Annotated in this window: 12 protein-coding genes; 7 read left to right on the forward strand and 5 right to left on the reverse strand. The window is 32.4% G+C overall.

Annotation, left to right across the window (positions count from 1 at the left end; translation table 11 throughout):
- Positions 1-38: 38 nt before the first annotated feature.
- Genes AC1Q7L_RS02380 through AC1Q7L_RS02390 form a run of 3 tightly spaced genes read left to right on the forward strand, consistent with a single transcriptional unit; the run spans position 39 to position 2,236 of the window.
- Positions 39-701: a histidine kinase gene (locus tag AC1Q7L_RS02380; protein ID WP_492305588.1), complete on the forward strand. Its 663-nt coding sequence runs from the start codon at positions 39-41 to the stop codon at positions 699-701.
- 24 nt (positions 702-725) lie between these two features.
- The gene (locus tag AC1Q7L_RS02385) at positions 726-1,304 is read left to right on the forward strand and encodes a glutathione peroxidase (protein ID WP_066758267.1); all 579 of its coding nucleotides are present in this window, start codon (positions 726-728) and stop codon (positions 1,302-1,304) included.
- A 26-nt stretch (positions 1,305-1,330) separates the two neighbouring features.
- Positions 1,331-2,236 (forward strand): ADP-ribosylglycohydrolase family protein, encoded by a 906-nt coding sequence (locus tag AC1Q7L_RS02390; RefSeq protein WP_492305587.1) that lies wholly within the window; start codon positions 1,331-1,333, stop codon positions 2,234-2,236.
- A gap of 7 nt (positions 2,237-2,243) precedes the next feature.
- On the opposite strand, the gene AC1Q7L_RS02395 is transcribed toward AC1Q7L_RS02390, so the two are convergent.
- The gene (locus AC1Q7L_RS02395; protein WP_492305586.1) at positions 2,244-2,897 is read right to left on the reverse strand and encodes an NAD(P)H-binding protein; all 654 of its coding nucleotides are present in this window, start codon (positions 2,895-2,897) and stop codon (positions 2,244-2,246) included.
- 97 nt (positions 2,898-2,994) lie between these two features.
- Between AC1Q7L_RS02395 and AC1Q7L_RS02400 the strand changes: the two genes are divergently transcribed.
- On the forward strand, positions 2,995-3,348 hold the full coding sequence (locus tag AC1Q7L_RS02400; RefSeq protein WP_492305585.1) for an MmcQ/YjbR family DNA-binding protein: 354 nt from the start codon (positions 2,995-2,997) through the stop codon (positions 3,346-3,348).
- Here AC1Q7L_RS02400 and AC1Q7L_RS02405 read toward each other — a convergent pair.
- The gene (locus AC1Q7L_RS02405; protein ID WP_492305584.1) at positions 3,345-4,265 is read right to left on the reverse strand and encodes a bifunctional riboflavin kinase/FAD synthetase; all 921 of its coding nucleotides are present in this window, start codon (positions 4,263-4,265) and stop codon (positions 3,345-3,347) included. The genes AC1Q7L_RS02400 and AC1Q7L_RS02405 overlap by 4 nt on opposite strands.
- Positions 4,266-4,585: 320 nt before the next feature.
- Between AC1Q7L_RS02405 and atpD the strand changes: the two genes are divergently transcribed.
- The 3 genes from atpD (at position 4,586) to AC1Q7L_RS02420 (ending at position 7,362) form a co-directional block, all read left to right on the forward strand.
- The gene (gene atpD, locus AC1Q7L_RS02410) at positions 4,586-6,094 is read left to right on the forward strand and encodes a F0F1 ATP synthase subunit beta (RefSeq protein WP_492305915.1); all 1,509 of its coding nucleotides are present in this window, start codon (positions 4,586-4,588) and stop codon (positions 6,092-6,094) included.
- 85 nt (positions 6,095-6,179) lie between these two features.
- Positions 6,180-6,461: a FoF1 ATP synthase subunit delta/epsilon gene (locus tag AC1Q7L_RS02415; protein WP_492305583.1), complete on the forward strand. Its 282-nt coding sequence runs from the start codon at positions 6,180-6,182 to the stop codon at positions 6,459-6,461.
- 79 nt (positions 6,462-6,540) lie between these two features.
- Entirely contained in the window at positions 6,541-7,362 is an 822-nt protein-coding gene (locus AC1Q7L_RS02420; protein ID WP_492305582.1) for a hypothetical protein, read from the forward strand.
- Positions 7,363-7,587: 225 nt separating this feature from the next.
- Here the strand turns inward: AC1Q7L_RS02420 and AC1Q7L_RS02425 are convergent, their stop codons facing one another.
- The 3 genes from AC1Q7L_RS02425 to AC1Q7L_RS02435 all read right to left on the reverse strand — a co-directional run bounded on the left by AC1Q7L_RS02425 (position 7,588) and on the right by AC1Q7L_RS02435 (position 12,028).
- Entirely contained in the window at positions 7,588-9,777 is a 2,190-nt protein-coding gene (locus AC1Q7L_RS02425) for a B12-binding domain-containing radical SAM protein (protein ID WP_492305581.1), read from the reverse strand.
- A gap of 40 nt (positions 9,778-9,817) precedes the next feature.
- The gene (locus AC1Q7L_RS02430) at positions 9,818-10,696 is read right to left on the reverse strand and encodes a DMT family transporter (protein ID WP_492305580.1); all 879 of its coding nucleotides are present in this window, start codon (positions 10,694-10,696) and stop codon (positions 9,818-9,820) included.
- A gap of 69 nt (positions 10,697-10,765) precedes the next feature.
- Positions 10,766-12,028 (reverse strand): aminotransferase class I/II-fold pyridoxal phosphate-dependent enzyme, encoded by a 1,263-nt coding sequence (locus AC1Q7L_RS02435; RefSeq protein WP_066758299.1) that lies wholly within the window; start codon positions 12,026-12,028, stop codon positions 10,766-10,768.
- Positions 12,029-12,039: the final 11 nt, after the last annotated feature.

The following is a 12,039-nucleotide window of genomic DNA, read 5'->3' on the forward strand; positions in this document are numbered from 1 at the left end:
TTAATAAAGCCTTATATTTGAATTTATAAATTGAATTAATGAAGAAATTACTTTTAGTATTCGTCCTGATTTATTCGCAAACTTTTTTTGCACAGACGGCAAAGGAAATCATAGAAAAAAACATCGAATTATCCGGAGGATTAACCAATTGGAAACTGTTAAATTCAGTATTACTTCAGGGAAAAGTAGTCTTAGGAATTAAAGATGAATATCCCATTAAAATTTTTCAGGAGCGTCCGAATCTTACCAAAACCGTTCTTACAATAAATAATAAAGAAACAGCCATTGAAGGCTACGACGGAAACAAAGGATATGCAATGAACTATGCAACCAATAAAGTTCAGGAATATCCAAATTATGTGCCGGAAAGTTTCGATAACGACTTCATAGACTGGGAAAATAAAGGTTTTGATGCAAAATATTTAGGAAAAGAAAAAGTAGGAGAAATCTACTGTCATAAAGTTGAATTGACGAAAAACGTAAATAAAAATTACTATTATTTCGACACCAAAACCTACATGCTTTTGAAAGAAATTAAGAAAGACGAAACCCTAAATTATTCTGATTACAAGAAAGTTGGAAACCTGGTGATGCCTTTCAGAATAGAATCTTCAAGCCCTAAAAAGGACGGAGATTATGTTATGTTAATTAATAAAATTGACATCAATAAAGTATTTCCTACGAATATTTTTAAATTTTAATTAAAGAAAATAAAATATACTAAAATGAAAAAGGTTTTCTTATTGATGCTTTCTTTCGTAGCATTTCTACAAAGTTGCACCAACCAAAAAAGTGAATTGTCTAAAACTAAAACCAACGAACTTATGGGAAAAACAATATACGATTTCAAAGTAAATGCTTTGGAAGAAGGTAAAGAGATCAACTTTGCAGATTTCAAAGGAAAGAAAATTCTTATTGTAAATACAGCTTCAGAATGCGGATTTACTCCACAATATGCTGATCTTGAGAAAGTTTATGAAGAATATAAAGATAAATTAGTAATTGTAGGTTTCCCTGCAAACAATTTTGGTGGACAGGAGCCAGGAACAAACACTGAGATCGGTGCTTTTTGTCAAAAAAATTATGGAGTAACATTTCCATTAGCTGCCAAAGTTTCAGTGAAAGGTGATGATACCGCTCCAATATTTAAATATTTAACTGAAAAAGATTTAAACGGAGTAAAAAATACAACCATTCTTTGGAACTTCACGAAATTTTTAATCGATGAAAATGGTAAATTAGTTGATAGTTTTATCAGTACTACAAAACCTACTGATCAGGCGATTACAAAATATTTGAAATAAAACAATTTTATAGCTATTTTTTCAATATGGATCTTCATGACAGGTTTGAAGCTAGTATAATTAGCGGAGCTATTGGTGATTCTTGGGGAAGTAGCTATGAAAATGAAATTTTAGTTGATGATTCTGAAATTTACTATCTAGGTAAAAAGGATATTAAATTTAGAAGGTGGCAAATAACTGATGATACTCAATTAACACTTGCTACTTGTGAAGTTTTATCAAATAAAGAATTTGATCCTGAAAAACTTATAGACAAGTTTATTGAATATTACAGGAGTAAAAAATTAATTGGATTGGGTTCTTCCACTCTTAAAGCAATTATTGATAAAGAAGCTGGTCTTCATTGGACACAATCAGGACGAACTGGAGATTATGCCGCAGGAAATGGTGCGGCAATGAGAATCGCTCCATTTGCGTTTTTCCAAAATATTACTAGAGAAAATATCTTTGATGCCTGTAAAATTACTCATAAAAATGATGAAGCTTTTGCAGGTGCTTTGGCTGTGTACTTATCTATAAAAGCAATTTTAAGTTCAGAATGGAATGGTATTAATAACCTTTTTGATATAATAATCCCTGAACTTCCCGATACCAATGTAAGAGATCGGTTAATTGATATAAATAATTATGATGCAACAGCTACAATTTCTGAGATTGCAAAATTAGGAAATAACGGATATGTTGTAAATTCTGTGCCTTTTGCTATTTTTTGTTCGACAAAAATTATTGATCTTGGATTAGAAAAAATATTTCAGGAAATAATAAATTCTGGTGGAGATACAGATACTAATGCTTCTATTGCAGGACAAATTACAGGAGCATTAATTGGAACTGATAATATACCAGAGCAATTATTAATTAAGCTTAAAAATTTAAATGAATACAATTGGATTAAAGAAATTATTAATAAAACTAAATTAAGTATTATTTAATCTTCTATTAATTACTCTTCTCCGCAAAGCAAAAAATATTACCCAACTTAATACTCGAATAACCATTACTTTTTATTTTAGCAGAATTAATCATCGCTTTGGCTAAAATATCTGTCGGAAGCGGTTTCTGACTTTCCAAAAGTCCTAATTTATTAGCAAATTTTATAATTCTGCTTCCAAGAACTTCTCCGGTTCTTTCGGAATCTTTTCTTTCTAACATTCCGGGTTTGAAGATTGTAATTTTATTGAAATGTAACTGTTTTACAGCTTCTTCCAGTTCTCCTTTCATTTTAGAATAGAAAATTTTAGACTTAGAATTAGCTCCATAAGCAGAAACTAAAACATAATCATCAACCTCATTTTCTTTTGCAGCTTTTGCAAATTCATATTGATAATCGAAATCAACTTTTCTTTGAGCCTCTTTACTTCCTGCGCTTTTCAAAGTCGTTCCAAGACAGGAAAAAGCAACATCACCTTTTACGGAATCTTTCCATTCATTAGGTTTTTCGAAATCAACGACATGAACTTTCAATTTATTATCCTGAATATCAATAGGTTTTCTCACAAAAACATTTACTTCTTCAAAATCTTTATCGTTAAGTAACTGATTAACCAAATCTTTTCCTGTAGCACCTGTAGCGCCGATTACCAAAGCTTTCATATTAAATATTTTAAGGTGGATGATGTTTCTTTCTTAAATTTACTAAATTTGAAATTAATATCAACGATCATTAATCACTTATCATTTATTAAAATTCATGGATGCCAACGAAATACTAGATTATTGCCTAGCAAAAAAAGGAGTTACAGAAACATTTCCTTTTGACAATGAAACACTTGTGATGAAAGTAGGAACAAAAATGTTCTTATTGATGGGACTTGAAAGACAGCCGTTAGGAATCAATGTAAAAACAGATCCGGAATGGAGTGCAGAACTTCGCGAGCAACATCCACAAATTACAGGCGCATTTCATATGAATAAAACGCATTGGAATTCGGTTTCTGTAGATGGATTAAAAAGAGATTTGATCTTTAAACTAATCGATCATTCTTATGAATTGGTATTTAATTCATTAACAAAGAAAGCAAAAGAGGAAATTGTAAATAGTTAGAAATTAAACTCTTGGGTTAATTTTTTATCTTTATCCAATCTTTCAACTAATTTTTCCAGCCCTTCGAATTTAATTTCCTCATGAAGAAAATCTCTGAATTTCACTGTGATATTTTCATCATAAATATCTCCGTCAAAATCAAGGATATAAACTTCTACAGTTAATTTTTCTCCGTTTACGGTTGGATTGGTTCCAACGCTTAACATTCCTTTATATTGTTGATTTTTAATGAAAACTTCAACGATATAAGCTCCTTTTTTAGGTAAAAGTTTGATAGTTTCAGTTCCGATATTGGCTGTAGGATAGCCGATTGTTCGTCCTAATTTTTTCCCATGAACCACCGTTCCGGAAACAGAGTAGGAGTAACCCAACATTTCGTTGGCTTCCTTAATATTACCTGTTAAAAGTGCATTTCGGACTTTCGTAGAACTGATATTGTTCTCATGAATATTGATAGCTTCCATTTGTTCAACCTCAAAATCTAATTCTTTAGATAATTTTTGAAGCAATTCAAAGTTTCCGCTTTTATTTTTTCCGAAAGAATGATCATAACCTATAATTAAATACTTTACATTTAATTTTTCAACTAAAATCTGACGAACGAATTCTTCACCCGTTAAGTTTCTAAACTCTTCATCAAATTCTTTAAGGAATAAATTATGGATATTATATTTTTCCATTAATGATTTTTTTTCCTCTAGAGTATTTAGAAGCTTTAAATCTTCATTTGGATTAAATATAAAACGCGGATGTGGCCAAAAAGTAAGGATAGCAGTCTCTAAATTGTTCTCTGAACCTACTTTTTGTAATTCATCGATAATACTTTTATGCCCCAGATGCACCCCATCAAACATACCTAAAGACAATGCTAGAGGCTTTTGAGAAGAATAATCACTAAAATTCTTGAAAACTTTCAAAACGGAAAAATTTTGACTGCAAATATAAAGCCTTTAAAATGATCTATTATAATATAGTAAGAGTTATTTTCAATAAGAAAATTCGATAAATTATTAATTTGAAAACAGGTTGATTTAAAATATTCTAAATGAATATCAATATTAATTGTTAAATATTTAAATATAGACCTGAAATCTGCAATTTTAGATACAAGTCATCTCAACTCAATCCTAAATCTTAATTCCTTTTGTTTAATACGAAAAGCATGATAAAAATCTTTTTTTTAGCAATTGCGGGTTTGGTAAGAATCATTATATTTGCACCAAGAAAAAATTTAGCAATGGCAAACCAAATTAAAGGAAAAATTTCTCAAATTATTGGTCCTGTAATCGACGTAGTATTTAAAGATGTGGAAGCAATTCCAAGTATTTATGATGCATTGGAAATTACAAAAGGAAACGGTGAAAAAGTAGTCTTAGAGGTAGAACAACATATTGGTGAAGATACTGTAAGATGTATCGCAATGGATGCTACAGACGGTCTTCAAAGAGGGCAGGATGTGATCGGATACGGAAATCCTATTACTATGCCAATCGGTGATGCCGTGAACGGAAGACTATTCAACGTTGTTGGTGATGCTATCGACGGGCTTCAAAATATTTCTAAGGAAGGTGGTCTTCCAATTCACAGACCAGCTCCAAAATTTGATCAACTTTCAACTTCTGCAGAAGTTTTATTCACAGGTATTAAAGTAATCGACTTAGTTGAGCCTTACGCAAAAGGAGGTAAAATTGGTTTGTTCGGTGGTGCAGGTGTAGGTAAAACAGTATTGATCCAGGAGTTGATTAACAATATTGCAAAAGGACACGGAGGTCTTTCTGTTTTCGCCGGAGTAGGTGAAAGAACGAGAGAAGGAAATGACCTTTTGAGAGAGATGCTAGAATCAGGTATTATTAAATACGGTGATGATTTCATGCACTCTATGGAAAACGGAGGTTGGGATCTTTCTAAAGTAGATTTAGAAGCTATGAAAGAATCTAAAGCTGCATTCGTTTTCGGACAAATGAACGAGCCACCAGGAGCAAGAGCTAGAGTAGCACTTTCTGGTCTTACATTAGCTGAGTATTACAGAGATGGAGGTGAAACTGGACAAGGTAGAGACGTACTTTTCTTCGTAGACAACATCTTCCGTTTTACACAAGCTGGTTCTGAGGTATCTGCACTTCTTGGTCGTATGCCATCTGCGGTAGGTTATCAACCAACATTGGCATCTGAAATGGGTGCAATGCAGGAAAGAATTACTTCAACTAAAAATGGTTCAATTACTTCAGTACAGGCGGTTTACGTACCTGCGGATGACTTAACTGACCCGGCTCCGGCAACAACGTTTGCTCACTTGGATGCAACAACAGTACTAGATAGAAAAATTGCTTCATTGGGTATTTATCCAGCAGTAGATCCATTGGCTTCAACGTCAAGAATCTTGGCTCCGGAAATTATCGGTGAAGAGCATTATAACTGTGCTCAGAGAGTAAAAGAAATTCTTCAAAGATACAAAGCGCTTCAAGATATTATCGCGATCCTTGGTATGGAAGAACTTTCTGAAGAAGATAAATCTGTTGTTTACCGTGCTAGAAAAGTTCAGAGATTCTTATCTCAGCCTTTCCACGTAGCTGAACAGTTTACAGGTATTCCGGGATCATTGGTAGATATCAAAGATACTATCAAAGGATTTACAATGATTATGGACGGTGAATTAGATCACTTACCAGAAGCTGCTTTCAACTTGAAAGGAACTATCGAAGAAGCTATCGCAGCAGGACAAAAAATGTTAGCTGATAACGCTTAATTAAAAATATAGAATAAAGGAAAAAGAGTAAAGATATTTCTCACTCTTTTTTCTTTTCTCTTTACTCTTTAATCTGAGAAACAAAATGAATATAAAAATTTTAACACCAGAATACGTAGTTTTTGAAGGAGAAGTAGACTCAGTATTATTGCCTGGAAAAGATGGTGAATTTCACATCATGAAAAACCACGCAGGAATCGTTTCTTCTTTGATCGGCGGTAAAGTAAAGCTTTTTACTCCATCTATTGATGAAGCTTTTGCTAAAAACTTAACTAAAGAAAATGAGAAAGACTCTGTTTTTTCTTATTCAATCAAAAGCGGTGTTGTAGAATTTAATCATAATAAAGGAATCATCCTTTGCGAATAATTAAATGAAAAGCTAAATATATTTTCAAAAAGTGTAACTTTGGTTACACTTTTTTTATGTCATGTAAAAATCTGATTCTATGAAGAAAAATATAATCATGTTGTTTACAATTTTGAGTATTTTCCTTAATGCCCAAAGTATTAAAACTAAAAGAGGAATTGTAAGTCTTGATGGAGTGCATGTTGCAAAAATTTCCAATAAATCAAATGAATATACTTTTTTAGATTTAAAGGAAACTCCGATTTATACAATGCAATTTATTGATAAAGGTATAGTTGATTCTGTAAGAGATAGTTACATTACTCTCAATCGTGTTTACAACAGAGATAAAACACTGGATCTGGATTATATTTCGCCATCTGCATTTTCGGGTGAAGAAAAATCGGCAGTATACACTTCAATAAAAGGATTGAAAATTATCGATGAAAGAGGGATCAATATTAAAAATTTAGATGACATTTTTAAAAATCCACCTAAAAGAAAGCTTGATTCTAAAACCAAAGATGCTTACACAACAAGAAGCAAAATTGATAGACTGAAAATTGAGATCAATAATGTTGGTGAAATCCTCAGCAATGGAGTTCCGGTAGGATATTTTACCAATTTACCGGTAAGTTTCGGTTCTGATGATACCGTTTCTGAGAAATCTTTTTTGGATATTGAGATCTATGATGCTAAGAGTAAGTACATTGGAAAGTATATTACAACAACAAAACAGATTAAAACTGCTGGTGGAAAGACTTTCACTCTTTACAGGGAAATGTCTGGAAGAGCTTCAATTTTAAAGTTTCCTACCTACAAAGCTATCGCAGAAAGAATGGCTATAATGGATCCGAGCTTTATTAAAATTCAGGATAAAGTTACTGTAGGAGAGGTTGTAAAAGATGGTGTTCAAAAATAAAAAGATCAATAGGAACGTGCTTTAGCCCGTTTAAATAAGGAATAAATTCAATTGGCTTTAGCCAAAATCTATAAAAAACTCTTGAAAATTAATTTTCAAGAGTTTTATTTTTCCATTCATTTTGTCATTCCGTAGGAATCTTATCATAGTTTTGCCAAAATTGGAATTTAGATTCCTACGGAATGACAAACTAAATGTATATTTTAATGATATTAAACCTTAAAACTATAAACTCAAAACAACTCCATTATCTTTAAGCTGTTGCATTGGTTTTGAAAACCAAAATAATTCAAAGTCTTCTAAATTTTCTTCAAACTGAATCTTCAATTGTTGAAGTGTAATTTTTTTTGCGTTATCAGTAGAATTTTCTTTAAGCGTTTTTATCAGCCATTCTGCTTTTTCCTGCTCCAAATCTATTTTTACTATATTGGTTTTTAAATGGAATGTAAGTTGTGTATACGCCCATGAATTCTGCTTTTTTGTTTTTATGTAATTCTCAGCGATTACGTTTTTGTCCAGAAAAACAATCTTTGAATTTCCTTTAAATTTAAAATCATCTTGTTCCAAAAGACAATCGTGAATATAATCGGGATGAATCGTTGTTTTCGGAATTTTAAAATCAAACCAATCATTTAGCGGAATTTCAAAATTAATTCCGTGCATATAATTGAAAAGAGATTTTTTTAAACCAAAACTAAATTTGCTATGATCAATTCCCGTTTTGTCTGTAAAATCAATATCATTATTGGCAAATAAGATTTCCTGCTTTATTGGAGTAACTCCAAATTCCTCAGGATTCAATCCGACAGGCGAGTGGGCAGTCATTGCAAACTGATGCCAAAATCCACTTTGTAGAATTCCCATTTCGAATAACTGTCGAACCATTTCTAAAGAGTCAATCGTTTCCTGAATGGTTTGGGTAGGGTAGCCATACATCAGGTAAGCATGAACCATAATTCCTGCTTCAGTAAAGTTTCTTGTAACCTTAGCAACCTGTTCTACGGAAATTCCTTTATCGATTAATTTTAGCAGTCGATCACTTGCAACTTCAAGTCCACCCGAAACGGCAACACAACCGGAAAGTTTCAATAAAAAGCAGAGATCTCGCGTAAAACTTTTTTCAAAACGAACATTTGTCCACCAAGTCACGACAAGGTTTCTTCGTAGAATTTCCAACGCAACTTCTCGCATCAAAGCGGGTGGAGCTGCTTCATCTACAAAATGGAATCCTGTTTCGCCTGTTGTAGCGATCAATTCTTCCATTCTGTCAACCAAAATTTTGGCAGAAATGGGTTCGTAAATTTTAATGTAATCTAAAGAAATATCACAAAAAGTACATTTTCCCCAATAGCAACCGTGCGCCATCGTTAATTTATTCCATCTTCCGTCGCTCCATAAGCTGTGCATCGGATTGGCAATTTCAATAACGGAAATATATTTATCAAGCTGTAAATCAGTATAGTCGGGAGTTCCGATATCTGCCTGTTTATAATCGTGTCTTTTAGAATTATTTTTATAAGTAACTTCTTGATTTTCAATTAAAAAAGTTCTTTTGAATTCTGCTGCTTCAACTTCAATATTAATGTTTTCATGAAGCAATTCAATTGGAAGTTCACCATCATCCAACGTAATAAAATCAAAAAATTCAAAAACTCTTTGGTCTTTGATTTCTCGTAATTCTGTATTCGGAAAACCGCCACCCATGGCTGTTTTGATGTGAGGATAATTTTCTTTGATGAACTTTGCACATCTAAAAGAAGAGTATAAATTTCCCGGAAAAGGGATTGAAAAACAGATCAAATTTGGCTGAACAAGTTCGATTTTCTCTTGAAGAATTTTTAATGTAAAATCATCAATAAATGTTTGATTATCTGATAGTTTTAAATATAATTCATCAAAAGAATTGGCACTTTTTCCTAAACGTTCCGCATATCTGCTGAAACCAAAATCTGAATCCACATTTTCAACAATATAATCAGATAAATCTTCTAAATATAAGGTAGCCAAATGCTTAGCTTTATCCTGAAGTCCCATATTTCCGAAAGCGTATTCCATATCATCCAATTGATTGAAACGGGAAGCTTCTGGAAGGAAATTCATTGAACAAACCTGTCTTGCCAATGTAGGATTTTTACCTTGCAAAAATGAAATAACCTGATCTATTGTTTTTAAATATTCTTCTCTTAAAGCAAAAATTCTCTGGGAGTTTTCTGAAATATTTTGAAGATCAATTTCTGTATTAAAAATTTTCTGAATTCCGTCTTTTGAAAATAATTCCAAAATAACCTCAATCCCCAAATCAATCTGATAGCTAGAAATATTTTTTGTGTTCAAAAAACCTTTGATATAAGCCGTCGCGGGATAAGGAGTGTTAAGTTGGGTAAAAGGCGGAGTGATAAGAAGTAGATCTTTCAACAGTAAATTTTTTGTAAAGTTATTTTAAATATTTTAAATTTTATGAATGGGCAATTTTTTTACTTCCCGCCAGAACATTAAGAATGACTCCAAAAAGAATTAATGAAATTCCAATGAATAAATTAAAGGTAAATTTTTCATGAAAAATCATAACGCTCACCATCACAGCAACCACCGGTTCTAAAGCTCCTAGAATTGCAGCAGGAGTCGAACCAATACTTTTAATCGCATACACCAAACATAAAGTTGAGATGACCGTAGTCAGAAACGCGAAAATAGTCAGGTTAAAAAAAACAGCTGTTGATGGAATTTCAAAAGATTCTTTTCCTATCAATGCTTTAATCATAAAAAATCCTGAAGTAAAAAGCATGGAATAAAAGGAAAGCTTAAACCCTGAAACTTTAATATTTGATTTATTGACAATAATAATATAAAGTGCATAAAATAAAGAACTTAACATTACAATTCCAAGTCCTGCATAATTGATTTCCAAGCCTTTTCCTTTCAAACATAAAATAATTACGCCTGTAAAAGCAAAAAGTAAGGATAAAATGGAAAGTTTTGTGAGCTTCTCTTTATAAAAGAAAAACATGATCAATGCTACTATGACTGGATAAATGAAAAGCACGGTTGAAGCAATTCCGGCCGTAAGATAATCGTATCCTAAAAATAATAGTTCGGAAGAAAATGCATAGCATGTTCCCAATGCGGCTAAAATTAATCCTTCTTTTTTATTGATAGAAAGATTCTCTTTAGAATAGAGTAAATATCCACCAATCATTAAGGCTGAAAATAAAAATCTATAAAATAAAGTAATATCTAACGAAAAATGTGCTTGCTTCACAGGCAAGATAAAAATCGGAATCAAACCATATGAAACCGCTGAAATAATTCCTAAAGCATAACCCTTAATCTTCATTACTCTTATTTTATAAAAAACCACTGAAAATGATCAGTGGTTTTTTGTATTTATATGATGATATCGAAATTACATTTGTTTGTACTCGATGTTCATCTGTTTTTCCATTTCTGCGTAGGCTCCTGAATTTAATTTTTCTTTGATGCCATCAAAAGCAGCTAAAGTTTCATTAATTTCAGAATCTGTATGTGAAGCTGTAGGAATTAATCTTAATAAAATCATTCCTTTTGGAATCACGGGATATACAACAACTGAAGTAAATACACCGTAATTTTCTCTTAAATCTTTTGCTAAAAGAGTAGCTTCAATTGTAGTTCCTTCAATAAAGACAGGAGTTACACAAGTGTTTGTGTTTCCAAGGTTGAAACCTCTTTCTTTTAGTCCGCTTTGAAGTTTATTTACGTTTTCCCACAATTTATCTTTAATTTCCGGGCGAGTTCTCAATAATTCCAATCTTTTCAAACCTCCGATTACCATTGGCATTGTTAAAGATTTAGCAAAAATCTGAGAACGAAGATTGTATTTTAAGAATCTGATGATCGTTTCATCTCCCGAAAGAAATGCTCCAAAACCTGCCATAGATTTAGCAAAAGTTGAGAAATATACATCGATCTGATCCTGGCAGCCTTGCTCTTCACCTGCTCCAGCTCCGGTTTTACCCAAAGTTCCGAAACCATGTGCATCATCAACCAACAATCTGAAGTTGAATTTTGATTTCAAATCACAAATCTCTTTCAGTTTCCCCTGCATTCCTCTCATTCCGAAAACACCTTCAGTGATTACCAAAATTCCGCCTCCGTTTTCTTCTGCTACTTTAGTTGCTCTTGCTAAGTTTTTTTCTAAACTTGCAATATCATTATGTTTGAACGTAAAACTTTTTCCCATATGAAGACGAACTCCATCTACAATACAAGCGTGAGAATCAGCATCATAAACAATCACATCGTGTCTTGTAACCAATGCATCAATAGCCGAAACCATTCCCTGGTAACCGAAATTTAAAAGATAAGCAGACTCTTTTTGAGTAAATTCTGCCAATTCTTTTTCCAATTGTTGATGTTGTTGTGTTTCACCAGACATTGCTCTTGCACCCATCGGATAAAACATTCCGTATTCTGCAGCAGCTTTTGCATCAGCTTCTAAAACTTCCGGATGGTTACAAAGACCTAAATAGTCATTCGCACTCCAGAAAATTACATCTTTACCCTGAAATTTCATTCTTGGACCAATCGGACCTTCCAATTTTGGGAAAACAAAATATCCTTCTGCATAATCTGCAAATTGTCCCAATGGACCTGGATTTTGTTTAATACGATCAAAAATATCTAACATTTTATTAATAT

This window comes from Chryseobacterium sp. GW823-FHT05E08 (assembly GCF_058795655.1).

Excerpts from the sequence above, each read along its gene's own strand:
- AC1Q7L_RS02380 (WP_492305588.1), top strand. The coding sequence starts at position 39 with ATGAAGAAATTACTTTTAGTATTCGTCCTGATTTATTCGCAAACTTTT.
- AC1Q7L_RS02385 (WP_066758267.1), top strand. The coding sequence starts at position 726 with ATGAAAAAGGTTTTCTTATTGATGCTTTCTTTCGTAGCATTTCTACAA.
- AC1Q7L_RS02390 (WP_492305587.1), top strand. The coding sequence starts at position 1,331 with ATGGATCTTCATGACAGGTTTGAAGCTAGTATAATTAGCGGAGCTATT.
- AC1Q7L_RS02395 (WP_492305586.1), bottom strand. The coding sequence starts at position 2,897 with ATGAAAGCTTTGGTAATCGGCGCTACAGGTGCTACAGGAAAAGATTTG.
- AC1Q7L_RS02400 (WP_492305585.1), top strand. The coding sequence starts at position 2,995 with ATGGATGCCAACGAAATACTAGATTATTGCCTAGCAAAAAAAGGAGTT.
- atpD (WP_492305915.1), top strand. The coding sequence starts at position 4,586 with ATGGCAAACCAAATTAAAGGAAAAATTTCTCAAATTATTGGTCCTGTA.
- AC1Q7L_RS02415 (WP_492305583.1), top strand. The coding sequence starts at position 6,180 with ATGAATATAAAAATTTTAACACCAGAATACGTAGTTTTTGAAGGAGAA.
- AC1Q7L_RS02420 (WP_492305582.1), top strand. The coding sequence starts at position 6,541 with ATGAAGAAAAATATAATCATGTTGTTTACAATTTTGAGTATTTTCCTT.
- AC1Q7L_RS02430 (WP_492305580.1), bottom strand. The coding sequence starts at position 10,696 with ATGAAGATTAAGGGTTATGCTTTAGGAATTATTTCAGCGGTTTCATAT.
- AC1Q7L_RS02435 (WP_066758299.1), bottom strand. The coding sequence starts at position 12,028 with ATGTTAGATATTTTTGATCGTATTAAACAAAATCCAGGTCCATTGGGA.